Annotated in this window: 25 protein-coding genes and 2 tRNA genes; 17 read left to right on the top strand and 10 right to left on the bottom strand. The window is 64.4% G+C overall.

Annotation, left to right across the window (positions count from 1 at the left end):
* The first annotated feature begins 7 nt into the window (after window positions 1-7).
* Window positions 8-1,837, top strand: coding sequence for a single-stranded-DNA-specific exonuclease RecJ (gene recJ / locus AB7F49_RS13820; RefSeq protein WP_428523220.1), 1,830 nt, complete (start codon window positions 8-10; stop codon window positions 1,835-1,837).
* Between the two features lie 171 nt (window positions 1,838-2,008).
* A complete protein-coding gene (locus tag AB7F49_RS13815; protein WP_428523218.1) occupies window positions 2,009-2,995 on the top strand; it encodes an ABC transporter substrate-binding protein in 987 nt (328 codons plus the stop codon).
* Between the two features lie 21 nt (window positions 2,996-3,016).
* Here the strand turns inward: AB7F49_RS13815 and AB7F49_RS13810 are convergent, their stop codons facing one another.
* The 4 genes from AB7F49_RS13810 to AB7F49_RS13795 are packed head-to-tail and all read right to left on the bottom strand — an operon-like array spanning window position 3,017 to window position 7,246.
* Window positions 3,017-3,814, bottom strand: a complete 798-nt coding sequence (locus AB7F49_RS13810) for an ABC transporter permease (protein WP_428523216.1) — start codon at window positions 3,812-3,814, stop codon at window positions 3,017-3,019.
* Complete coding sequence (locus tag AB7F49_RS13805) at window positions 3,793-4,563, bottom strand: ABC transporter permease (RefSeq protein WP_428523214.1); 771 nt, start codon at window positions 4,561-4,563, stop codon at window positions 3,793-3,795. The genes AB7F49_RS13810 and AB7F49_RS13805 overlap by 22 nt, the downstream gene beginning before the upstream one ends.
* Window positions 4,560-5,429 (bottom strand): ABC transporter ATP-binding protein, encoded by an 870-nt coding sequence (locus tag AB7F49_RS13800; protein WP_428523212.1) that lies wholly within the window; start codon window positions 5,427-5,429, stop codon window positions 4,560-4,562. Before AB7F49_RS13800 ends, AB7F49_RS13805 begins: the two co-directional genes overlap by 4 nt.
* A gap of 26 nt (window positions 5,430-5,455) precedes the next feature.
* Window positions 5,456-7,246, bottom strand: coding sequence for a thiamine pyrophosphate-binding protein (locus AB7F49_RS13795; RefSeq protein WP_428523210.1), 1,791 nt, complete (start codon window positions 7,244-7,246; stop codon window positions 5,456-5,458).
* 158 nt (window positions 7,247-7,404) lie between these two features.
* Here AB7F49_RS13795 and AB7F49_RS13790 point away from each other — a divergent pair, with 158 nt between their 5' ends.
* On the top strand, window positions 7,405-8,373 hold the full coding sequence (locus AB7F49_RS13790; protein WP_428523208.1) for a LysR family transcriptional regulator: 969 nt from the start codon (window positions 7,405-7,407) through the stop codon (window positions 8,371-8,373).
* Here AB7F49_RS13790 and AB7F49_RS13785 read toward each other — a convergent pair.
* Together AB7F49_RS13785 and AB7F49_RS13780 are read right to left on the bottom strand one after the other, a co-directional pair.
* The gene (locus AB7F49_RS13785; protein ID WP_428523207.1) at window positions 8,339-9,571 is read right to left on the bottom strand and encodes a lytic murein transglycosylase; all 1,233 of its coding nucleotides are present in this window, start codon (window positions 9,569-9,571) and stop codon (window positions 8,339-8,341) included. The genes AB7F49_RS13790 and AB7F49_RS13785 overlap by 35 nt on opposite strands.
* A 97-nt stretch (window positions 9,572-9,668) precedes the next feature.
* Window positions 9,669-10,421, bottom strand: coding sequence for a peptidoglycan recognition protein family protein (locus tag AB7F49_RS13780; RefSeq protein ID WP_428523318.1), 753 nt, complete (start codon window positions 10,419-10,421; stop codon window positions 9,669-9,671).
* 207 nt (window positions 10,422-10,628) lie between these two features.
* Here AB7F49_RS13780 and AB7F49_RS13775 point away from each other — a divergent pair, with 207 nt between their 5' ends.
* Complete coding sequence (locus tag AB7F49_RS13775) at window positions 10,629-12,176, top strand: caspase family protein (RefSeq protein ID WP_428523205.1); 1,548 nt, start codon at window positions 10,629-10,631, stop codon at window positions 12,174-12,176.
* Between the two features lie 60 nt (window positions 12,177-12,236).
* Here the strand turns inward: AB7F49_RS13775 and AB7F49_RS13770 are convergent, their stop codons facing one another.
* Complete coding sequence (locus tag AB7F49_RS13770; RefSeq protein WP_428523203.1) at window positions 12,237-12,533, bottom strand: hypothetical protein; 297 nt, start codon at window positions 12,531-12,533, stop codon at window positions 12,237-12,239.
* A gap of 167 nt (window positions 12,534-12,700) precedes the next feature.
* Between AB7F49_RS13770 and AB7F49_RS13765 the strand changes: the two genes are divergently transcribed.
* The 8 genes from AB7F49_RS13765 to AB7F49_RS13730 all read left to right on the top strand — a co-directional run bounded on the left by AB7F49_RS13765 (window position 12,701) and on the right by AB7F49_RS13730 (window position 18,284).
* Complete coding sequence (locus tag AB7F49_RS13765; protein ID WP_428523201.1) at window positions 12,701-12,826, top strand: hypothetical protein; 126 nt, start codon at window positions 12,701-12,703, stop codon at window positions 12,824-12,826.
* Between the two features lie 28 nt (window positions 12,827-12,854).
* Window positions 12,855-13,187: a hypothetical protein gene (locus AB7F49_RS13760; protein ID WP_428523199.1), complete on the top strand. Its 333-nt coding sequence runs from the start codon at window positions 12,855-12,857 to the stop codon at window positions 13,185-13,187.
* 226 nt (window positions 13,188-13,413) lie between these two features.
* Window positions 13,414-14,805, top strand: a complete 1,392-nt coding sequence (cysG, locus tag AB7F49_RS13755) for a siroheme synthase CysG (protein ID WP_428523197.1) — start codon at window positions 13,414-13,416, stop codon at window positions 14,803-14,805.
* Window positions 14,802-15,119 carry a DUF2849 domain-containing protein gene (locus AB7F49_RS13750; protein ID WP_428523195.1) on the top strand — a complete coding sequence of 106 codons (318 nt, stop codon included), beginning with the start codon at window positions 14,802-14,804 and terminating at the stop codon, window positions 15,117-15,119. The genes cysG and AB7F49_RS13750 overlap by 4 nt, the downstream gene beginning before the upstream one ends.
* Window positions 15,120-15,122: 3 nt before the next feature.
* On the top strand, window positions 15,123-16,781 hold the full coding sequence (locus AB7F49_RS13745; RefSeq protein WP_428523193.1) for a nitrite/sulfite reductase: 1,659 nt from the start codon (window positions 15,123-15,125) through the stop codon (window positions 16,779-16,781).
* A complete protein-coding gene (locus AB7F49_RS13740) occupies window positions 16,768-17,295 on the top strand; it encodes a DUF934 domain-containing protein (RefSeq protein ID WP_428523191.1) in 528 nt (175 codons plus the stop codon). The genes AB7F49_RS13745 and AB7F49_RS13740 overlap by 14 nt, the downstream gene beginning before the upstream one ends.
* Window positions 17,295-18,023 (top strand): phosphoadenylyl-sulfate reductase, encoded by a 729-nt coding sequence (locus AB7F49_RS13735; protein WP_428523190.1) that lies wholly within the window; start codon window positions 17,295-17,297, stop codon window positions 18,021-18,023. Before AB7F49_RS13740 ends, AB7F49_RS13735 begins: the two co-directional genes overlap by 1 nt.
* 75 nt (window positions 18,024-18,098) lie before the next feature.
* Window positions 18,099-18,284, top strand: coding sequence for a hypothetical protein (locus AB7F49_RS13730; RefSeq protein WP_428523189.1), 186 nt, complete (start codon window positions 18,099-18,101; stop codon window positions 18,282-18,284).
* Window positions 18,285-18,299: 15 nt separating this feature from the next.
* On the opposite strand, the gene AB7F49_RS13725 is transcribed toward AB7F49_RS13730, so the two are convergent.
* The 3 genes from AB7F49_RS13725 to AB7F49_RS13715 form a co-directional block, all read right to left on the bottom strand.
* Complete coding sequence (locus AB7F49_RS13725; RefSeq protein ID WP_428523188.1) at window positions 18,300-19,319, bottom strand: adenosine deaminase; 1,020 nt, start codon at window positions 19,317-19,319, stop codon at window positions 18,300-18,302.
* Between the two features lie 18 nt (window positions 19,320-19,337).
* Window positions 19,338-19,413, bottom strand: a tRNA-Glu gene (locus tag AB7F49_RS13720).
* 89 nt (window positions 19,414-19,502) lie between these two features.
* On the bottom strand, window positions 19,503-19,958 hold the full coding sequence (locus tag AB7F49_RS13715; RefSeq protein ID WP_428523187.1) for a VOC family protein: 456 nt from the start codon (window positions 19,956-19,958) through the stop codon (window positions 19,503-19,505).
* 145 nt (window positions 19,959-20,103) lie between these two features.
* On the opposite strand from AB7F49_RS13715, the gene AB7F49_RS13710 reads away from it, so the two are divergent.
* From AB7F49_RS13710 to AB7F49_RS13690, 5 genes are all read left to right on the top strand, one after another.
* On the top strand, window positions 20,104-20,865 hold the full coding sequence (locus AB7F49_RS13710; protein WP_428523185.1) for an SIR2 family NAD-dependent protein deacylase: 762 nt from the start codon (window positions 20,104-20,106) through the stop codon (window positions 20,863-20,865).
* A 154-nt stretch (window positions 20,866-21,019) separates the two neighbouring features.
* On the top strand, window positions 21,020-21,628 hold the full coding sequence (locus AB7F49_RS13705; RefSeq protein ID WP_428523183.1) for a cold-shock protein: 609 nt from the start codon (window positions 21,020-21,022) through the stop codon (window positions 21,626-21,628).
* 139 nt (window positions 21,629-21,767) lie between these two features.
* A complete protein-coding gene (locus AB7F49_RS13700) occupies window positions 21,768-22,235 on the top strand; it encodes a DUF192 domain-containing protein (RefSeq protein ID WP_428523181.1) in 468 nt (155 codons plus the stop codon).
* 119 nt (window positions 22,236-22,354) lie between these two features.
* A tRNA-Pro gene (locus AB7F49_RS13695) sits at window positions 22,355-22,431 on the top strand.
* A 36-nt stretch (window positions 22,432-22,467) separates the two neighbouring features.
* Window positions 22,468-22,543 (top strand): NADH dehydrogenase ubiquinone Fe-S protein 4 (locus AB7F49_RS13690; protein WP_428523316.1); only part of this gene is annotated, 76 nt, incomplete at its 3' end.

Raw genomic sequence — 22,543 nt, 5'->3', positions numbered from 1 at the left:
GGTTCCGATGTCCGCTGCCTTGACAGCTGTGGCCGCAATGCCGGAAGCGCAGCCGCGCTTCTTTCTCGGTGTGGAGAAGTCCGTGCGCGGCCGCGCCTGGCGCGACCGGCTGGATGCGCGCGCGACAGCGCAGGCATTGACCATCGCCCAGCGCCACGGCGTGCCGGACATGCTTGCGCGCATTCTCGCCGGCCGCGGCGTCGAAGCGGCCGACGCAGCCAGCTATCTCGATCCTGCCGTGAAACGGCTGATGCCGGATCCCGACACGCTGTCCGGAATGAGGGAGGCGGCATCACGCATCGCCGATGCGATCGGGCGTGGCGAGAATGTTGCGATCTTCGGCGATTACGATGTGGACGGCGCGACTTCGTCGGCCCTGCTGGCGCGCTATCTGCGGCATGTCGGCCTGGCGCCCATGATCCATATTCCGGATCGGCTGTTCGAAGGCTATGGCCCGAATGTGGAGGCCGTGCGAGGACTGGCCGAGCGTGGCGCGACGCTGCTCGTGACCGTCGATTGCGGGACAACATCCATTGAACCGCTGAACGAAGCCAGGAGGCTCGGGCTCGATACGGTGATCATCGATCACCACCAATGCGACCCGGTGCTGCCGCCGGCGCTGGCGATCGTCAATCCGAACCGGCTCGATGATCTGTCCGGCCTGAACCACCTCGCCGCGGTTGGGCTCGTGTTCATGACGCTGGTTGCGGTCAATCGCGAATTGCGGCGGCGCGGCTTTTTCGACGGCGCGCGGCGTGAGCCCGATCTGCTCGCCTCGCTTGATCTCGTCGCGCTCGGAACCATCGCCGATGTCGTGCCGCTCAAGGGGCTGAACCGCGCCTTCGTGTCCAAAGGACTGATCTCGATGCGGCGGCGAGAGAATACCGGTCTCACGGCGCTGATGGATGCTGCAAGGCTTGACGGGCCGCCCGAGCCGTATCATCTCGGCTTCCTGCTTGGGCCGCGCATCAATGCCGGCGGCCGCATCGGGCGCGCCGATCTTGGCGCCAATCTGCTCCTTGAAGAGGATGCAACGGAAGCCGGACGGATCGCCGCCGAACTGGACCGCCTCAACCGCGAGCGGCAGGCGTTGGAACAGCACATGCTGGCCGAGGCGGAAGCGGAGGCGCTGGCGGCACTTGGCCTGGAGGAAAAGGGCGCCGTGGTCGTGACGGCGTCAGAGGGCTGGCATCCCGGAATTGTCGGGCTGGTCGCCGCGCGGCTGAAGGAGAAATACGGCCGCCCCGCTTTTGCGATCGCGCTCGGCGTCGGCGGCATCGGCACCGGGTCGGGACGCTCGATCGCGGGCGTCCACCTCGGCCGGGCGGTGCGGCAGGCGGTGGCGGACGGGCTTCTGCTCAAGGGCGGCGGGCACGCCATGGCGGCCGGGATCACGATCCGGCGCGACCGGCTGGCCGAGTTTCGCGCCTATCTGGAGACCACATTGGGGGATGCCGTGGACCTGGCGCGGCGCGACGACGCGCTTCTGATCGACGGGGCGCTGAGTGCCGCGGCGGCCAGCCTCGACTTCTGCGCGTCGATGATGCGCGCGGGTCCGTTCGGCGCCGGCAATCCCGACCCGGTTTTCGCCTTGCCGGCGCACACGATCGCGTTTGCGGATGTGGTCGGTGGCCAGCATGTTCGGACTCGCCTTCGCGGGCCTGACGGCGCGTTCATCAACGCGGTCGCGTTCCGCGCGGCCGAGACCGATCTCGGCCGGGCACTGATCGAGGGACGGGGGCAGGCGATGCACGTCGCGGGGCAGATATCCGTCGACCGCTGGCAGGGCGCAGAGCGCGTGCAGATGCGGTTGCTCGATGTGGCGCGCGTCAACTGAGAACCTCGGAGATCGTCGGGCTACAAACCGCGGGCAATTCGGCAAGCCAGCGCCCGTCGTCCTCGCGTTCGACCTCGATAATCAGCACGGTTCGACCTTCCCAACGGCTGCGGCATAATCTATCGACACAGGCTATCAAATCAAGCACGCGCGTCGAAAACTGGAGCCTGAATGTCCAAACTCAATCTCTCCGTCGCCATCGGCGATTATGATCGCAACCGCCCGCTGATCGATGGAGCCGTGCTGATTGACGGCGTCGATCCGGTATTCATGACCTTGTCGCCGGAGGAGATTTTCTTTCGCGCCTTCAAGACCACCGATTTCGACATCTGCGAATTGTCGCTGTCGAGCTCCACGGTGAAGACGGCCGACGGCAATTTTCCTTATGTCGGCGTGCCCGCATTCCTGTCGCGCTGTTTCCGTCACACCTCGATCTACGTGCGCACCGATCGCATCAAGAAGCCGCAGGACCTGAAGGGCAAGCGTATCGGCCTGCCGGAATACCAACTCACCGCGGTGGTCTGGGCGCGGGCGCTGCTGGAAGATGAGTTCGGCGTGAAGCCGTCGGACGTGACCTGGGTACGCGGCGGTATTGCGCATGCCGGCCGGCCGGAGAAGATCAAACTGAACCTGCCGAAAGACGTGCGGCTGGAGGATGCCCCCGAGGGCAAGACGATTTCGGGGATGCTGGCATCCGGAGAAATCGATGCCTTTATGGCGCCGCGCGCGCCCGCGCTGCCGCCAGATACCCCGAATGTCGGCTGGCTGTTTCCTGATCCCGAGGCGGCGGCCAAGGACTATTACGCGCGCACGAAAATCTTCCCGATCATGCATATCGTCGGCGTACGCAGGACGCTGGCGGAGAAACATCCATGGCTGCCGGCGGCGGTGCTGAAGGCCTTTGACCATTCAAAAACAATCGCCATGGAACGCCTCGCTGACGTGTCGGCGCTGAAGGTGACGCTGCCATTCATCGAGGAACGCATCATCGAAGCACGCGCACTGATGGGCGACGATTACTGGTCCTATGGCGTGCCGGCCAACCGGCATGTGCTGGAAACTTTCTTCCGGCACCATCATGCGCAGGGGCTGTCGTCAAGGCTGGTGACCCCGGAGGATCTGTTTCATCCGGCGACGCTGGAGAGCGCCAAGATTTGAGGCGCGCACAGCATCCCTCGTTCAGAACCGCTTGATCTGGTCGAGCCCACCGAGCCGCCCGACCAGCGCGTTGGCGCCGATGGCAAGCACGAACAAGACGATCAGCATCGCGTACATGCGTGGCATGTCGAACAGGCTGTAGGCCTGGATGATCAGAAAGCCGATGCCGCGGTTCGACAGCTTGGTCTCGGCGAGCAGGGTGCCGATCAGCGCAACGCCGAGACCGAGGCGCACGCCGTTGATGATCGGGTGGCGCATCGCCGGCAGATAGACCTTGGTGGCCATCTGCCAGGAATTGGCGCGGAAGCTCTTGCCGACGCGGATCAGCACAGGCTCGATCTGACGCATGCCGGCCGCGACCGACAGCGCGATCGGGAAAAAGCAGGACAGGGTGCCGAGCGCGATCTTCGAGGGCGGTCCGACCCCGAACCACATGATCATGATCGGGAAGAAGATGATCTTCGGGGTGGGCCCGAGATAGTAGAGATAGGGCTCGTAGGCGCGGCTCAGGAATCTGTTGCCGCCGAGCACGAGTCCGACCACGATCGCGCTGATGCCGCCGATGGTGAGCGCCGCACCGACCTCGTAGGCGGTGACGCCGAGATGCCAGTAATATTCCGGGTCCGTGAGAAGTCCGACGACCGCCTTGCCGATGGCAAGCAGCGAAGGCACGACGTCGCGATAGAGCAGGCCGGATTGCGCGAGCGCTTCCCAGCCGACCAGTATTGCGACGATGATCAAGATACGAACGAGCGTCACCGGGCTGATTGCCGGAGAGCGCACGTTCGCCGCTTGCGTCAGGCGGCCCGCGTCAGCCATCGCTCAAACCACTCCACCACGACGAAGAAACACACGCTCACCAGAATCACGAAGCAGATCGCTGCATAGGTTCCGGCGAGGTCATAGCGCTCGGCGAGATCGTTGATGAGCTGGCCGAGCCCGCCGAAATTGATCAGGAATTCGACGCCAACCACATTGATGAGCGCAAAGATCAGCCCGAGCTTGAAGCCGGTGAAGATCGTCGGCAGCGCCGAGGGAAACTGGATTTTGCAGAATAGCTGCCACGGCGTGAGATTGAAGCTCCGGCCGACATTCATCAATACGTGCCGGGTACCTGACAGCCCCTCGATGGTCTTCAGGATCACAGCCGGCAGTCCCGCGACGAATCCCATCATGATGATGGTGGTGGCGGAGCGGCCGAAAATCACCATGAATAGCGGATACATCAGGACGGTCGGTGCCGCCGCGGCTGCGGCGACCCAGGTTTCGGTCGCCTGCCGAAGGATATTGACCTTGTAGAGCAGCGTGCCGATCGAAATGCCGAACACCGCAAGCAGCGCCGCCGCGGAAATGCACTCGTGCATCGTCAGAAGGAAGCGGTCGAGGATGTGCTCCTCGACGATCACGCGCTCGAAGGCGAGAAAGACGTCGGACGGCGGCGGCACGATGAACCGGTTCAGAATGCCGGTCTCGACCAGCACCTGCATCAGCGCGATGAAGGCTGCAAGCGTTCCGATCCCGAGCAGGACCGGTGCCGTGCGCGATCGGGCGAGGGTGGCGGCGTTCACTTGCGCCGGGTCCCGGTGGCGCGAGCGCGGGACTCGTCGTCGCTCATGCCGCGGCTCGCTTCCTCGCGCAGGTCGCTCCAGATCTGCGCGACGTAATGTCCAAACGCATCGCTGCCGACCACTTCCGATGTGCGCGGGCGCGGCAGATTGATGTCGACCACGCGTTTGATCTTGCCGGGCCGGTAGGTCATCACCAAGATGCGGTCGGAGAGCTGCACCGCTTCGGTGATGTTGTGCGTGATGAGCAGGGTGGTCTGCTTCAGCTCCTGCTGGATCTGCAGCACCTTGTCGCCGAGAAGCAGCCTCGTCTGCTCGTCGAGCGCGGCGAAAGGCTCGTCCATCAGCAGGATTTTCGGCTCCGACGCCAGCGTGCGGGCCAGCGAGACGCGCTGGCGCATGCCGCCGGACAATTCGTTGGGATAACGGTTCTCGAAGCCGTCGAGGCCGACCATGTTGATGAAATGACGCGCCTTGTCGTGCCGCCTGGCCTTCGCCATCCCCTCGATTTCGAGCGGGAAGGACACGTTCTCGATCACCGTCCGCCAGGGAAAGGTGGATTCCTCCTGGAACACCATGCCGACCGAGGCATGCGGTCCGGTGATGCGTTCGCCTGCGACCGTGACCTCGCCTTCGTAATCGCCGAGCAGCCCGCCGACGACATTGAACAATGTCGACTTTCCGCAACCGGATGGACCGATCACGGCCAGGAACTCGCCCTGCCTGACGCTGAGCGACACATCGTCGACCGCGGTCACGACCCCGTCGGGCGTGCGGAAATGCTTGGTGACGTCCTTGACCACAAGGATGCCGTCCTCGCCTGAGAGCGCGGTTGCGGGACGGATCGCGGATACTGGTGCAGCGGACATTTCTTCCCCAAGGCTTGTCCCGAGGATTACTCGGATTTTCTTGTCATGACCGCCGTCATCGACGGAGCATAGCCGGGTTCGACCCGGACATCGACCACCGCGACCGCGCCGCCTTCGACGGCGGCAATCGCCGTCCGCAGCGCCGCGGACAAATCGCCTTCCGTCTGCACCGGACCGAAGCCTGTCGCACCCTGCGCGCGCGCCATCGCAGCGAGGTCGATATCGGGATCGGAAATGCGCTGGCCGATCCAGCGGTTTTCCACCGGCCGGTGGCGCATGCGCGCCACCCGCTCCTGATGCAGTTCGTCGTTGAAGAAGGAGCGATTGTTGGCGATCACCATCAGCAGCGGAATGCGGTAATGCGCCGCTGTCCAGAGCGCGGTGACGCCCATGAGATAATCGCCGTCGCCGCAGATCGCGACCGGAAGCCGTCCCGAGCCCTTCAGCGCCAGCGCTGCGCCGACCGAAATGCCCGGGCCACCGCCGACGCCACCGCCGCCGTCGGAGCCGAGATAGTCGAGCGGATGACGAAATGGCCACCAGCCGCCGTTCCAGGAAAGCGGCAAATGGGTCAGGGTTATGTCGCGCGTGCCGACCGCTTCCCGCACCGCAGAGGCGAGATGCTCGACGGTGAGCGCTTCACCCGGTGCGGGCTTTGCCATCGCGCGTGGGGCGGCTGGAAGTGTCACCGGCTTTGCCGGCGCGCCAACCGCGCGCGACAGCGCGATCGCGACCTCGTCCGGATCGGCGGGAATCAGCAAATGGACCGGCGGCAGCGCCTGATGATCCATGCTCCAGCCGTTGTGGATGTTTTGGTCGAGCGAGGCCGAGATCACGACGGCATCGGATTTGGCCGCTTTCAGTGCGCCGCCGAGATCGACCCAGTCGAGGCTCAGGATCACGTCGGCCTCGGCGAGCGCTGTAAGCCCCTCGGCATCGGGGAGCAGCATGCCGGGTGCTCCGAGATGCAGCGGATGATCGGTCGGGAAGGATGCGCCGATCTTCAGGTCGGTCAGGACCCGGGCATTCAATGCCTCGGCGAGTGCGACCCGCGCCTCCCATGCGTCGCGGCGGCGCGAGGCGCGGCCGGCGAGGATCACAGGACGCTTCGCCCGTTGGCGCAGCCAGTCGGCCGCTTCCTTCACGGCTTCCGGATCGGGCGCGGCCTTGATGCGCGGGCGATAGCGCCTCACATCGATCGGCGGCAGCGGCTCGGCGAGCTTGGCCTCCTGCATCTCGGCGTCGAGATTCACATAGACCGGACCCTGCGGAAGCGCATTGGCGATGTTGGTCGCGCGAATGAGCGCTTCGCGCGCGGCGGCAGGCGAAGCGGGCTGATCGTCCCATTTGACATAGCCGCGGACCAGCGCGCCCTGGTCGCGCGCGGTGTGGATCCAGTCGATCCAGGGCCTGCGCTTCACGGCGTCGACCGGACCGGTGGCACCCAGCACCACGACTGGCATGCGGTCGCACCAGGCATTGAATATCGCCATGGTTGCGTGCATCAGCCCCACATTGGAATGCACGATCGCGCCCATCGCCCGGCCGGTGACCTTGGCATAGCCTTGCGCGATTGCGACCGCGCTTTCCTCGTGCAGGCAGAGCAGCATCTGCGGCCACTCGTTGCCCAGATAGTTGACGAGCGAGTCGTGCAGCCCGCGATAGCTGGCGCCCGGATTGAGCGCGACATAGGGGATGTCGAGGTCGCGCAGCGTTTCGGCGACCACGTCGCTGCCGAAGCCCGGCGCGTTCACACCGGCCGGTACGGGCGTTTCGACCTGTGCCGCGCCCGTCGCCGGCGTCGCATGCTTGTTCATCGCGGATTCCAGTTGGCGCGCGGCGCGCTCACCGCTTCCATCCCTGATTGCGCCAGACTTCAGGGCCGGCGTCGTTGTTTGCAGCCTAGCACTTTGACATTCGTTCATAGAAGCCGATAAATGCGAAAGTCATTGTTGCGTGGAAGTAAACAATCGCGATGGATCGCCTCCGCTCCATGGAGACCTTCGTGCGGGTGGCGCGCTCCGGCAGCTTCACCGTCGCCGCCAGCCAGCTCGGACTGTCGCGTGCGCTGGTGTCGCGCCATGTCGGCACGCTGGAGGAGCGGCTCGGCGTCCGGCTTCTGCACCGCACCACGCGGTCGTTGAATCTGACGGACGAAGGCAGGTCCTATCTGACCTTTTGCGAGCAATTGTTTCGCGACATCGAGGGGCAGGAGCGGGCGCTTGTGGAGGCGCCTGCCGAGCCGTCCGGGACGTTGCGGCTGGCCGCGCCGAAATCGTTCGGCGCGCTGCATCTTGCCGATGCGATCATCGCCTTTGCGCGTGCGCAGCCGAAGCTGCACGTGCAACTGATCCTGGAGAACGTGTCGTTCCAGCCGGCGGATTTCGGCAAGCGTGGATTCGATCTGGCATTGCAATTCGCCTCCGCACGCAACGCGTCTCTGACAGAGACGCCGGTGGCGCCGATGGACTGGGTGGTGTGTGCCGCCCCTGCGGTTCTGAACCGCGCCGGGCGGCCGGCCACGCCTGCCGACCTTTCGCGATTTCCCTGCCTCCTCCATGAAAGTGCCCTGCCGAACGACCGGCTCTGGCGCTTCGAGGGACCACGCGGGCCGCTGAACGTGAAGGTTACCGGCACGTTCTCCTCGAACAGTGCGCTTGCGCTGCGCAAGGCGGCGATCGCCGGACTCGGGGCAGCGCTGCTGCCGCGTTACGTCGTGGCCGATGATCTCGCGGCCGGAAACCTCATGACGCTGTTTCCACGCTATCGCGTCGCGGCGCGGCCACTGATTGCGGTCTACCCGCGGACACCCGAGACGCCGTACAAGGTGAAGGCCTTTGTCGCATTCCTGACGGAATGGATCGCTTCGCGCGGCGACAATCTGACATCGTCGCGGGGTCGGCCTTCCGTTAGCCGGCCTGCCTCAACCGGGCGAGCAACCTGACCCCAGCATAGCCATCGGGTCGCATGTTCACCTTGCGCTGAAAGTTCGCCACGGCGCGCATGGTCTGCAGCCCCACGCGTCCATCGGTGCCCCCGGTGTCGAAGCCGAGCCTCGTCAGGCGCTGCTGGATTTCCTGAATCTCGGCCAGTGTCGGAGCGGGTTCGCTGTTCGGGAAGTCCTGCACGAACGGTTCGCCGCCCATCACGCGATCGCCGAGATGGCAGATCGCCAGCGCATAATTCATCGAAGGATTGTAACTTTTCACCGCGTCAAAATTGGCGCCGATCAGGAATTTCGGTCCGCCTGCCACCGGGACCCAACCTCGCGCCCGCGCACTCGGCACGGCATAGGGCCGGCCGTCGGCACGAACGATGCCGGCGCGCTGCCATTCCGCATAGCTGCGGGAACCGGACGGGGTGGCGCCCTTCACCTCATAGCCCCAGGGTTCTCCGCGGCGATATCTGCCGCGCTGGATCAGATAACGGCAAGTACCGGCAAGTGCGTCGTCCGGGCGGCCGAACGGATTGGCGCGGCCGTCGCCATCATAGTCGGCGCCGATATTGAGCCAGACTTCCGGCATCCATTGGGTATGCCCCATGGCGCCGGCCCAGGAGCCTCGCATGTCGACGGGCTCAGCCCAGCCGCGCTCGACGATCCGCAGGGCGTTGATCAGTTCGGTCTCCCAGTATTTGCGTCGGCGGGGCTCTCCCCAGGCCAGCGCCGCGAGGCACGGAAAGACCGGCCGCATGTGATTCTGGAACACGATCGGGTCGCCGTAAGCCGTCTCCATGCCCCAGAGTCCCAGCAGAGTGACGCGCGAAACGCCAAAATCGCCTTCGAGTTTGTCGAACAGCGGCGCATATTGCTTCGCGCGCTCGCGCCCGGTGACGATGCGCCATTCCGAGACGCGACGGTTGAGATATTGCCAGAGCTGTTCCTTGAATTCGGGCTGCGAGCGTTGCAGCGCAAACACGCCCATGTCGGGCTTGAGCCCCTTCATGACGCGGTCGTAGGTCGCTCCCGTTACGCCGCGCGCCAGTGCCCTGGGGCGAAAATCAAAGATCCATTGTTCGAAGGGCTGTGCTGCGCTCTGCGCGTCAACGCGTTGCGGCCACACCAGGGCGGCAGCCGCCAACGCAATCAGCGCGCGGCGTGACAGCGTTGGATCGATATCCGGCTCCCGCCCCTCCTGCTGCATCGGTCGATTCCATATCGGTCAATGGCCAGCGGTATGCACGCCTGCGAATCCATGCGGACGCAATCCGGCTGATCGCCGCAACCAAGCGCAAGCCGGCCTAACGTGCAATACCGGCGCGATCGCGCGGCAGCGACGCCGTTTCCTCGCAGATCGGGGTACGCCGGTTTTCAAGCGATTCCGCGCAGAATTCGTTCACGGCCTTGCGCCTTCGCATTTCCACCTGCGCCAGCAGCGCAGGCAGGGCTGCCTTGAAATTGCGGCCGGGGCACGATGTCGCCGCGTGATTCTGATGCATCGTGATTTTCTGCGGCGGAACGTCGAATCTCAGCGACAGCCAGACCAGAAGCTCGCGCAGGGCTGCGAGCTGGGCCGGGTCCGGCGTCTCTTTCTCGAAATCGCCTTCGACGACGACCTGGACGAAGCCGGCCGGCTTGTAGTTGGTGTTGGTGTCGCCGGCGAAATTGACGTCGCGTCCCTCGGCGATGCGGCCGGCGAAATCCACGTAGAAGTGATAGGGGACGTCGGGCCAGGCCGGCTTGGAGTGGGTCGCCGAGACCTTCCCGGGCTGCTGCGAGAAGGACTGCAGGTTGCGCATCTTGTTTTCGATCGAGACCCTTGGATTTTTGCGCACCGCGGTATGATGCAGGATAATTCCGCCGATCTTCTGCGGCTTGAGCCCCGGCAGCGCCGGCTTGGCACGCCATTTCTCCCGCGAGAGAATCGGCGGGGAGGTCGGGGCAGCCGCGCCAACGACGGCCGGTGCGGTGTCGTCGGATGGTTCGGCTTCAATCGCCTGCGCCAGCCCGGCCCAGGTGATCGCGCCAACCGCCAGCAGTGAAAGCGACAGCATTTTCACGGGACTCACTCCAGGCCATACGGGGTGGGCGACGCGATGGTTGCACGGAACAGTATTGCGCGCCGATTCATTAAAATTTAGTGTTAAGGAACAATGCCGCCGGCAAGGGCGGGTTCCGGCGTGGGTCAAGAAACTGGGCTATCTTGGGATCTGAGCGGGAAGCGCGTGGGTATGGGATTGCCGATCTGTTTGCGGAGGATCGTGGCTCTTGTCACCTGCGCCATGGCTGTCTGGTTGCTGCAGGCGTCGGAGGCAATGGCCTCGAAACGCATCGCACTCGTGATCGGAATTGACCAATATTCCGAGTTTCCGAAATCGAAGCAACTCAAGAACGCTGTCAATGATGCGAGGGCTGTCGGCAAGGCTCTCGAAAACATCAACTTCTCGGTTACCTATCTTGAGAACGCGACCAAGTTCCAGATGAGCCACGCGCTCGGCACGCTTGAGCAGCAGGTATCGCCCGGCGACGTGGTATTCCTGTTCTTCGCGGGCCACGGCGTCGATTTCGGCGGAACCAATTATCTGCTGCCGAAGGACTTTCCCACTCCCGTCGACAAGCAGGGCCGGCGCCTTCCGGAACGGCCGCTGAAAGATGCCTCGTTCAATGCCTCCGAGGTTCTGTCATCGATTCAGAATCGTGGCGCCCGTGCCGTCATCGCCGTATTCGATGCATGCCGCGAACCTTTCGACGACGAAGGCAAGCGCTCCTTGAACCTGAAAGCCGGCCTTGCCGAGATGAAGGCCCACGGAACGTTCATCATGTTTTCGGCCGGCGCGAAGCAGCTTTCGCTCGACAGCCTGTCGACCGACGATCCCAATCCGAATTCGGTGTTCACGCGAACGCTGGTTCCGCTGCTCCAGCGTCCCGACCTCAGCCTCGTTACGCTGGCCAAGCAGGTGCAGCCGACAGTGAAGGATCTGGCCCAGAAGGTCGGGCATCTGCAGACGCCTGCCTATTACGACGAGATCATCGGTGACTTCTACCTTGTCGAGAGGGGGGCAAGGCCACAGTCCGCTCCGCAGATATCCGAACCGCAGCGGGATCAGCCGCAAGATCCCTGTGGCGGCGCGTCGGAACATTGGCGCAGCACCGAGTCAATTGGTACGCGAGGCGCGTTCGTTGACCATCGTAACCGGTTTTCGCGATGCAATTTCGCCGGGCTTGCCGATGCGAGGATTGCAGCCCTTGACCGTGAGGAAGAACAGCGACGGAGACGGAGCGAGGACGACGAGCGCCGGCGCAAGGCGCTTGAAGACGAGCAGCGGCGGCAACGGGAGATCGAGAACGAGGATCGTCGCCGCAGAGCGGCAATCGAAGAGGAGCAACGCCGGCAGCGGGAACAGGACGATGCCAGGCGCGAGGAGCGACGGCAGGACAATGTTGCGGAGCCGAGCGTGTGCAAGGGTCGCGGCAGCCTGTGGAGCGTCCAGGGGGGCGTAGCGTTTTTGGAAGGTCTGCCGAATAGTCCGGCGCGGAAGTTCTATCTGTGTCAGTCCGGTGGGTCGGTCCGCGCCAGGCCGGGCAGCCTGGTGTTTTCCGGAAGCCGCTCCGGAAGCCGCTACCAGGGCACGGCTTATGTGCATACCAGCCGCTGCGGTTCGTTTCCGTATGGCGTGACCGGTCAGGTCTCCAATGGGGATCGCAGGGTCACGATTTCGGGCCGCAGGCCCAATGTGAACGAATCAACCTGCAAGGTCAGCGGCCACAGCAACACCAGTCTGCAGTTCGACTATATCCGCGTAAACTGAACGCGTGCGGCCCGACGCACGCGCAATGCCGTTGCGCGCTGCCGGGAACACCGCAATCCCCTAGCCGTTCGGTTTCGGCTGCTGAGCGTCCTGTGGGCAGTCGGTGCGTGCTTCGACCGCCTGTCCGTTGCGCTGTACCGTCGGCGCGGCCGATTGTTCATGTCCCCCGGCTGAGGGAAGGATCGCGCTCTTCTCAACCGCCTTGGCGTCGTCCGAGGCTGCTCCCGTGGTCTGTCCGGTGCCAGCCGCGGGGCACGTCGTCAGATCCTTGTTGGCATTACCCGGTTCCTGAAGCTGCGCGGAAGCCGCGCCTGCAGTGACGAGCAGAGCGGCTGCGGTGAGGGCGATCCGATTCATCAGTCTCTCCTGGGCTCACGAAAAATAGCAGCGACCGCGATCAGCCGGCCGGCATCTCCGCTGGGACATGGGTGGTGTTCCGCAAGGCAACTCCCGACTGCGAAACAGGTTCCACAAGCTGCCGACCGGGTATTCACCAGGACGTCTGGCGCCCTCGGCGAGGGTCATTGCTCGCAATCGACCAGCTACATCTGCGCAATCGGATCATCGCGAGTGATGCGCAGGACGCGCCGAGCGCGAAACCCTGGCTGGAACAACGCAAGGGTTCGACGGTTGACGCGGCGTGCCTGTGATCGGCACCTTTCAGGAAGGAGATCATCAATGTCCGACTACGATCCCAACCGGATGGACCCGAAACGCCCTGCCGTGAACGAAGCCGGTTATGCGGCCAATCGCGGGTTCAACTGGAGCTGGGTAATTGGCGGCGTTGCGGTGGTTGTCGTGCTCATCATCGCCTTGAGCTTCATGGGCGGCGATGACCGGACGGCGGATACCGCACAGCCACCGGCCGCCACCACCGGGCAATCCACGCCTTCGACTGCGCCAGCGCCATCGACTCCGCCGGCGTCTTCGACCGCCCCAGCCCCTTCGACACCGAATGCAGTACCGGCCGATCGGACCGCGCCGTCTGGCCCGGCAAATCCGAAGCAATAACGCCGTTATCGAATGTGTCAGCAAGCCCCGGCTCCGGCCGGGGCTTTCGCTTTTCCGGTTTTGCATCCGGCGGCTGGAAACAACAGAACGGCTCTTCTGCGCCGCGCGTATTGCAAGGAGACCTATTCCATCTTCGCGTTGAACTTCGACAGAACATTCCGTGCGGGCGGTGCCATATAGGGTGCGGTCACATGTCCTTGGCGCGCCAGCGCAAACGGAGCCCGCGATGCGTTTTCTGCCGCTGTTCTTCGACCTCACGCACGGGCCTGTGATGCTGGTCGGGATGGGGCCGCAGGCGCTGGCGAAACTTCGGATACTGAAAGCAGCAGGTGCGCTGGTCCGCTGGCATGTGCTTTCGCACGATGACGTTGAAGTTGACGAAACAGAGGGTGTCGACCTGCGGATCGGGTTGCCGACAAGCGAGGATTTCCTTGGTGCGGTGGCGCTCGTGGCATCGGCGGGCGCCGCGACCGACCAACGCCTGGCCGGGCAGGCGAGAGCGATGAATCTGCCCGTCAACATCGTCGACCGGCCTGACCTTTCGACTTTCATATTCCCCTCGATCGTGGATCGCGGTGATGTTGTGGTCGCGATCGGCACCGGCGGCACCTCGCCGGTGCTGGCGCGGCGGCTGCGTGAAAAGATCGAGGAAGTTCTGCCGGAGCGCATCGGCGAATTCGCGGGCCTCATGGGCCGCTATCGCGAACGGCTCAACGCCTTGCGCCATCGCGGCTTTTCGACCCGGCAATTCTGGGAGCGGGTGATCGACGGGCCGATCGGCGCGCTGTTTCTGTCGGGTCGCAGCGCCAAGGCGGAGGCGGCCCTCATCATCGAAGTCGACCGGGCCGGACTGGGTTCTCCGCAGCAGGGCCACGTGCAGATCGTCGGCGCGGGTCCCGGCGATCCGGACCTTCTGACGCTGAAAGCCTTTCATGCCCTGCAATCGGCGGACATCGTTCTGACAGACGATCTGGTGTCGTCGGCAATCCTCGCCCGTGTCAGACGGGATGCCGAGATCGTTCATGTCGGAAAGCGCAAGGGCCAGCCCGGCATCGGTCAGGACGCCATCAACAGCCGCCTGATCGCGGAGGCGAAGGCCGGCCGCAATGTCGTTCGGCTGAAGGGTGGCGATCCCTTCATTTTCGGACGCGGCGGCGAGGAATGCCAGGCGCTGGAAGCTGCGGGTGTCACAGTGACGATCGTCCCCGGCATCACCGCGGCGCTCGGCTGCGCGGCGGAAGCGGGGTTGCCGCTGACCTTCCGCAAGGAATCGACGCGGCTGTCGATCATCACCGCCAATACCGCCGCGGGCGCAGAGAACATCGACTGGTCCGGACTTGCCGATCGCAGCACCACGGTCGCCATTTATATGGGCCTCACGGCGGCTGCCTCCGTGCGCGACGGACTGGTCGCGGCCGGCCGCGATCCGCAGACACCCGTCGCCGTGCTGGCGCGCGGCACACGGCCGGATTCGCGCAGCGTCACCGGCACGCTGTCGCGATTGCCGGCGCTCGCGGCCGCAGCGGGCGAGGGACCGGCGCTGATTGTGGTTGGTGATGTGGTCGCCCATTCCCGCGCATGGAAGGAAGCGGTCGAACTTCTGGAGATGGCCGCATGACCGCGCCGCAGCAGCAGAGGCTCAAGGTGAAGGGTCCGGTGGTGATCACCGGCAACCGGCTGACCGACGGCGCCGTGGTGTACCGCACCGCTGCACGCGGCTGGTCGACCTTGCTGCGTGATGCCGCTGTCACGACGCAGGCGGACACCGCGACCGCGCTGCTGAGGGAAGCGAACGCGAGCGACATCGAGGCGGTCGGCGCCTACGTGGCCCCCGTCGTCATCGAGGCCGGCGAGATCAGGCCGGGCAATTTGCGCGAACGGATTCGCGTTGCCGGACCAACCTTCGCTTTGCCGGGCAGCGAGGCAGCCTGAGCCATGTATGTCTATGACGAGTTCGATCGCGCAGTGGTGGCGGAGCGTGTCGCGGAGTTTCGCGATCAGGTCGCCCGGCGCCTGTCGGGTGCGCTTTCCGAGGACGAGTTCAAGCTGCTGCGCCTGATGAACGGCGTCTATCTGCAACTCCACGCCTACATGCTGCGGGTCGCGATCCCCTATGGCTCGCTGTCGTCCGGCCAGATGCGAACGCTCGCGCGGGTCGCGCGCCGCTACGACCGCGGCTACGGACATTTCACCACCCGCCAGAATATCCAGTTCAACTGGATCAAGCTGGAAGACATGCCGGACGTGCTGGCGGAGCTTGCGGAGTCCCATCTGCATGCGATGCAGACCAGCGGCAATTGCATCCGCAATGTCACCAGCGATCAATGGGCCGGCGTTGCGCGCGACGAGGTCGAGGACCCGCGGGTCTATGCCGAGATTCTGCGGCAGCATTCGACCATGCATCCGGAATTCTCGTTCCTGCCGCGCAAGTTCAAGATCGCGGTCACGGCGGCCGATAACGACCGCGCCGCCATCCGTGTGCACGATATCGGCCTGCGGCTGCACCGTAACGAAGCGGGCGAAGTCGGCTTCGAGGTCGTGGTCGGTGGCGGCCTCGGGCGCACGCCGTTCATCGGCAAGACCATCAAGCCGTTTCTGCACAAGCGCGACCTGCTGAGCTATATCGAGGCGGTCCTGCGGGTCTACAATCTCTACGGACGGCGCGACAACATCTACAAGGCGCGAATCAAGATCCTGGTCCACGAGCAGGGTGCCGAAAAGTTCGCGGCCGAGGTCGAGGACGAATGGCGCGCGATGCGGGACGGCGCGCTTTCGCTCGAGGATGCAGCGATTGCCGATATCGCCTCGCGCTTCGTCTATCCCGACTACGAGAAGTTGCCGGAAGAGACCGCGTCGTTGCAGGCGGCGCGCGCCGCCAACGCCGATTTCGATGCCTGGTACCGGACCGCGGTCGCGCCGCACAGGGTGCCGGGACATGCGATCGTGACGCTGTCGCTCAAGCCGGCCGGCGGGCCGCCCGGCGATGCCACCGCCGACCAGATGGATGCGATCGCCGATCTTGCAGAGCTTTATTCATCCGGAGAAATCCGGGTCGGGCATGAGCAGAATCTGGTGTTGCCGCATGTGCGCCAGCGTGACCTGCACACGCTCTGGATCGCGCTCGACGCGCTCGGCGTTGCTACTCCCAATGTCGGGCTCGTGTCCGATATCATTGCCTGCCCCGGCCTCGACTATTGCAGCCTCGCCAACACCCGGTCGATCCCGGTCGCGCAGGAACTGAGCAAGCGGTTCCGCAACAGCGCGTCCGCGCGCAACATCGGACGTCTCCACATCAATATTTCCGGCTGCATCAATGCCTGCGGCCATCACCATGTCGGGCATATCGGCATTCTCGGCGTGGAGAAGAACGGCGAGGAATTCTTCCAGCTTACGCTCGGCGGCCGCGCCGACGAGAAGGCCGAACTTGGCATGCTGCTTGGTCCCGCGGTCCCCTATGAACAGGTCGCCGACGCGGTCGAGGACATCGTGGCGGCCTATGTCGAATTGCGGGCGCGGCCCGACGAATTGTTCATCGAGACGGTCAAGCGGATCGGGGTCGAGCCCTTCAAGGAACGCGTCTATGCCGCTCATTAGAAATGCCGAGCAGGTCGAGGATCGCTACCGGCGGATCGCCGACGACGCGTCCGTGCCGGAAGAGGGCGCGGTGCTGTTGCCTGCCGCGCAATTTCTTGCAGGCGCCGAACGTATTGCGGGGCGTCCGGGCGCGACCGGGGTGATCTGGCCGAACGATCGCGATGTCGCCGAACTCGCGCCGTACCTTGGCCGGCTTGCGCTGGTCGCGCTGGTCTTTCCGACTTTCCGGGACGGCCGTGCCTACAGCCAGGCCCGCGCGCTTCGGGAGCGCTATCGTTTCGGCGGCGAATTGCGGGCGACCGGGGATGTGCTGCGCGACCAGTTTCTGTTTCTGCGCCGCGCGGGCTTCAATGCCTTCGAGGTTCGCAAGCCCGAGGACGCCCAGGCTTTCTGCGACGCATTGCAGCGATACGACGTGTTCTATCAGCCTGCCGCGGACGGGGAGCGTGGCGCATTGCGCCATCGCCGGAACGCCGGTCCAAGGCTGCGTCATGCCGTGACGGAGCTTGCCTGATGAATGCCCTCGATCCGCTGAGCGTCCGCGTCGCCCGCCTGAACGCGGCGCTCGCCTCCGCGTCGCCGGCTGCGGTGATCGAAAAGGCGGTCGAGGCACTGCCGGCGGACCGGCTCGCCATCGTTTCGTCGTTCGGGACCGAATCGGCGGTGCTGCTGAAATATGTCGCCGATGTCGATCCGGCACTGCCGGTGCTGTTCCTCGATACCGGCATGCTGTTCGAGGAGACGCTCGACTATCGCGACCGGCTGGTCGATGTCTTCGGGCTCACCGATGTGCGCTCGCTGACGCCCCAGTTCGAACTGCTGGAGCGGCGCGACCCTGCGCGCGATCTGTGGCTGCGCGACTCGGAGAGTTGCTGCCACATTCGGAAGGTGCGCCCGCTGTCGGATGCGCTCGGCGGCTTCGACGGCTGGATCAACGGACGCAAGCGCTTCCAGGGCGAAGCCCGCGCACGTATTGCCCATGTCGAGAGCGATGGGCGGCTGCTGAAATTCAATCCGCTGGCGTCGCTGACCCGCAAGGACATCGAGAAGGTGTTCGAAGCGGAGGGCCTGCCGCGCCATCCGCTGGAGAAGCTGGGCTTCTCCTCGGTCGGCTGCATGCCCTGCACCAGCCGCACCCGCGAGGGCGAGGCGCCGCGCGCCGGACGGTGGCGCGAGTCCGGCCGCACCGAATGCGGAATTCATCGGATCGGCTTGCCGGCCGGTGCGGGATGCGGGTGCTGATCGATTGACCGGCGGAGTGGACCGCCGCAAGCGGCCCGACTTGAAGCGCGCTGTCCTGAGGCTGTAGATAGAGCGATGGAAGCCGTCCTTGCGGCCGTTCTGGGGTATGCGCTCTTGGCCGCGCTCGTGGCCGGCGGCGCCATGGTTCTGATGCGCTGGCTGACGATCGATGTGATCAGCGCCTCCGTGCTTTCGACGGCAATCGTTCTGGGACTGGGCGCCCTGTATTTCGGAATTGCGATGTATCTCGGCGCCGGATGACGCCCGCGACTGCGTTCATTCCGTCGCGGCAAGCACGCGATCGATGTCCGCAAGCGCCTTCGCCTTTTCGGCTTCGCTCATGAGCGAGGCGTGGAAGCCGTTGCGTACGATGGCAGCGATCTCGTCGCGCGAGAGCGCAAGCGCCTCCGACACGGCACGATAATTCTGGTTCACATAGCCGCCGAAATAGGCCGGATCGTCGGAATTGACGGTGACCATCAGTCCCCTGTCCATCATCTGCCGTAACGGGTGATGCCGCATTTCGTCGATGACCCGCAGCCGCAGGTTGGAGAGCGGGCAGACGGTCAGCGCCATCTTCTCGCGTGCCAGCCGCCCCACCAGCGCCGCGTCATCCATCGCGTGGTTGCCGTGATCGATCCGGCTGACGCCGAGAATGTCGAGCGCCTGCCAGACATAGCTTGCGGGCCCTTCCTCGCCGGCATGCGCGGTGAGAAAGAAGCCGGCATCGCGGGCGCGGGCGAACACTCGGGCGAATTTTTCGGGCGGATTGCCGGCCTCCGAGGAATCGAGGCCTATGCCGGCGATCCGCTCCCGGAACGGCAGGGCGGCATCCAGCGTCTTCTGGGCGCTGTCCTCATCGAGATGGCGCAGGAAGCACATGATGAGGCTGGCCGACACGCCAAGCGTCTGTTTGGCCTCGGCGATCGCCCTTGACAGCCCGTCGATCACGGTCGCGAAGGCGATGCCGCGGCCGGTGTGGCCCTGCGGATCGAAGAACATCTCGACATGGCGGACATTGTCGGCATGCGCGCGCTGCAGATAGGCGAAGGCGAGATCATGGAAGTCCTGCTCGGTGATGAGGACCGACATGCCCTGGTAATAGACATCGAGGAAATCCTGCAGGTTGCGGAACTGGTAGGCCTGGCGGATTTCCTCGACCGAGGCATAGGGCAAGGCGACGCCGTTGCGGCGCGCCAGCGCGAACATCATATCCGGCTCGAGGCTGCCTTCGATATGAATGTGGAGCTCGCATTTCGGCAGGCTCTTGATGAGTGCATCGTTTCCCACAGCCATCAGCCTGCTCGAGGGGAATGGCGCGCCCAAGGGGAATCGAACCCCTGTTTTCGCCGTGAAAGGGCGACGTCCTGGACCGCTAGACGATGGGCGCTGACCGGCCGGCAAGGGCCGGGCGTTGTATAGTGAGGCTTGCGCTGCGAGGCAAGGCGCGGTTTCGCGCCGATGCGCAAAATCTGCCCGCTACCAATGCCCGGAATTGGGCATCGAGGCCCAGGGTTCCTTCGGGGCCAGGGCATTGCCCTTCTGCAGCAATTCGACCGACTGGCGATCGGGGGCACGCACGAACGCCATCTGCCCGTCACGCGGGGGCCGGTTGATGGTGACGCCAGCCTTCATCAGCCGCTCGCAGGTGTCGTAGATATTGTCGACCTCAAATGCGAGATGGCCGAAATGGCGGGCCTCGCCGTAATCCTCGGTGTCCCAGTTGTGGGTCAATTCGATCAGCGGACCGGGACGCCCCATGCGGCGGGACTGCTCGATCACCGTCTGATCGCCCGGCGCCATCAGGAACACCAAGGTATAGCGTCCGTTCGGGTCCTCGCGGCGGAAGGATTCCTTCAAGCCCAGCTTGTTGCAGTAGAAGTCGAGCGCGGCGTCGAGGTCGCGCACGCGCAACATGGTGTGGAGATAGCGCATGGGTCCGGTTCCGTGTCGAAGTCTGGTGGCAGCGGTGTAGCAGGTCGGCGCGCGCGAGGCGAGATCGGGCCGTTGCGCCGCACGCCGCGCGCCTGCGATAATCCTGGACGAAGTTATCGTCAGGCTAACAGGGAGTTCCGCCGGCGTGATCGCTCCAGACCTTCAGACGGCGAGCGCGGCATTGCGCGCGTTGGTGGATGCGTCCGACCGTGTCGTGCCATTCACGGGAGCCGGCATTTCGACGGAAAGCGGCATCCCCGATTTCCGGTCGCCGGGCGGATTGTGGACCACGACGCAGCCGATCCCGTTCGATCAGTTTCTGGCGAGCCGCGACATGCGCGATGAAGCCTGGCGCCGACGCTTTGCGATGGAGGAATATTTCGGCAAGGCCAGGCCGACACGCGGACATCTTGCGCTTGCGTCGCTCTATCGCGCCGGCAAGGCGCGCGGCGTGATCACGCAGAATATCGACAATCTACATCAGGCCGCGGGCATACGGCAGGAGGATGTGGTCGAACTGCACGGCAATACAACATTCGCAACCTGCCTCGATTGCGCGAGGACCTACGAATTGTCCGATGTGCGGCGGAAGTTCGAGTCGGCCGGCGGTCGCGCGCCCGATTGCGATTGCGGAGGCTATATCAAGACCGCGACCATTTCGTTCGGCCAGGCGATGCCGGCCGAAGCGATGCAGCGCGCGCAAGCGTGGTCGCGGGATTGTGACCTGTTCATCGCGATCGGTTCCTCGCTCGTGGTATGGCCGGCCGCAGGCTTTCCGCTTCAGGCGAAAAAGAGCGGCGCGCGACTTGTGATCATCAACAGAGAGCCGACCGAGTTCGATTCAATCGCCGATCTTGTGGTTCGGAATGATATCGGCGACGCGCTGGCGTTTCTGATTGCTCACTGATTCGTGTCAAGAAACTTTTGCACAGGCCCGAGAGTAACGGTGCGCGGCTTGCATTTTCCGCTTTTCCAGACCCGCGTCAGTGTTAGTCTTGCTTGCAAGAGATTCGTTTCAAGCGTTCGGAAGAGACGCTAAAGCAAGCGGCGGCGCGGCGGTCATGGCGTCCGGCGATATGGGGCCAAAGTTGTCCGGTGCAAGTTACGATCTGGTGCCAGATCGTAGTGCGGGTGTGGCGGATGAATCCGCTGCGGACCTGATCGAAATCTCTGGTACGATCAAATGGTTCGATGTGTCGAAGGGCTTCGGCTTCATCATTCCCGATGATGGTTCCGCGGACATCCTCTTGCATGTGACGTGCCTGCGCCGGGACGGTTTCCAGACCGCCTATGAAGGTGCGCGCGTGGTCTGCGAGGCGCTGAGCCGTCCGAAGGGCATGCAGGCCTTCCGCATTCTCTCGATGGACGAGAGCACCGCCATCCACCCGGCACAGATGCCGCCGCCGCGCACTCACGTCACCGTGACCGCGACCTCGGGTCTTGAGCGCGCGATGGTCAAGTGGTTCAATCGGTTGCGCGGGTTCGGCTTTCTAACACGCGGCGACGGAACTCCGGACATTTTCGTCCATATGGAGACCCTGCGCCGCTATGGCATGACCGAGCTGCGCCCCGGCCAGACCGTGCTGGTCCGTTTCGGTCCGGGACCCAAGGGATTGATGGCTGCCGAAGTGCAGCCCGATGGCGGACCGCACGGACCCGCCTCGCATTGACGCAGGCTGCGGCGCATGGTTCGCGCTCGGCTTGTGCAATCGGGTGCTCAGCAAGGCGGTTCGTGTGACATCTTCGGTTTTTCAACCATCTCCGCATCCCCGACGGTCTTCTCATCTGCAGAGATCGCTGCGCTCTGTGATGTGGCCGTATTTTCGCGGCTGGGGAGCGTGGTGGCTGGCGGCGCTGCTCGGTCTGGTACTGGCCAGTGGCTCGCTCCGGGCGGCCGAAGAGACCACGCTTGAGATCGTCACCAAGGACGGCGTCCATGTATTCAGCGTCGAAATGGCAAGGACCGACGAGGAGCGCCAGAAGGGCCTGATGTTCCGGAAGGAACTGCCGGAAGGCAAGGGCATGCTGTTCGACTTCAAGCCCGATCAGGATGTCTCGATGTGGATGCGCAATACCTATATTCCGCTGGACATGCTGTTCATCAATGGCGATGGCACGATCCGGCGCATCGCGGAGAATACCGTGCCGCTGTCCGAGAAGACCATCGCTTCGGGAGGACCGGTCCGTGGCGTGCTCGAGGTGATCGGCGGCACGACGAAAAAGCTCGGCATCAGGGCCGGGGACAAGGTCGCCCATCCGTTATTCTCCAGCCCATAGCGACAGGGCGGCGGTGCGGCGGCTTCCGGTCCCCACCGACCGCGATCGCGCCAGGCGCGCCGGACCCCGCTTGCGGCGGTGCCACAAAATCCCTATTCATGCCGCGATGACGGCCGGTTCGGGGCATAGCGCAGCCTGGTAGCGCATCTGCTTTGGGAGCAGAGGGTCGCAGGTTCGAATCCTGCTGCCCCGACCATCCGCTCCGCCGGGCAAATGAGGGACCGCGAGCCGCATGACCGCACGCATCTACAAGCCGGCCCGCACCGCGATGCAATCCGGAACCGCGAAGACCAGGGACTGGGTGCTGG

Source organism: Pseudorhodoplanes sp., from assembly GCF_050250235.1.
Classification (GTDB): Bacteria; Pseudomonadota; Alphaproteobacteria; order Rhizobiales; family Xanthobacteraceae; genus Pseudorhodoplanes.
The sequence above is the reverse complement of the archived record's forward strand: the minus strand, read 5'-3'. Positions and strand labels throughout refer to the sequence as shown.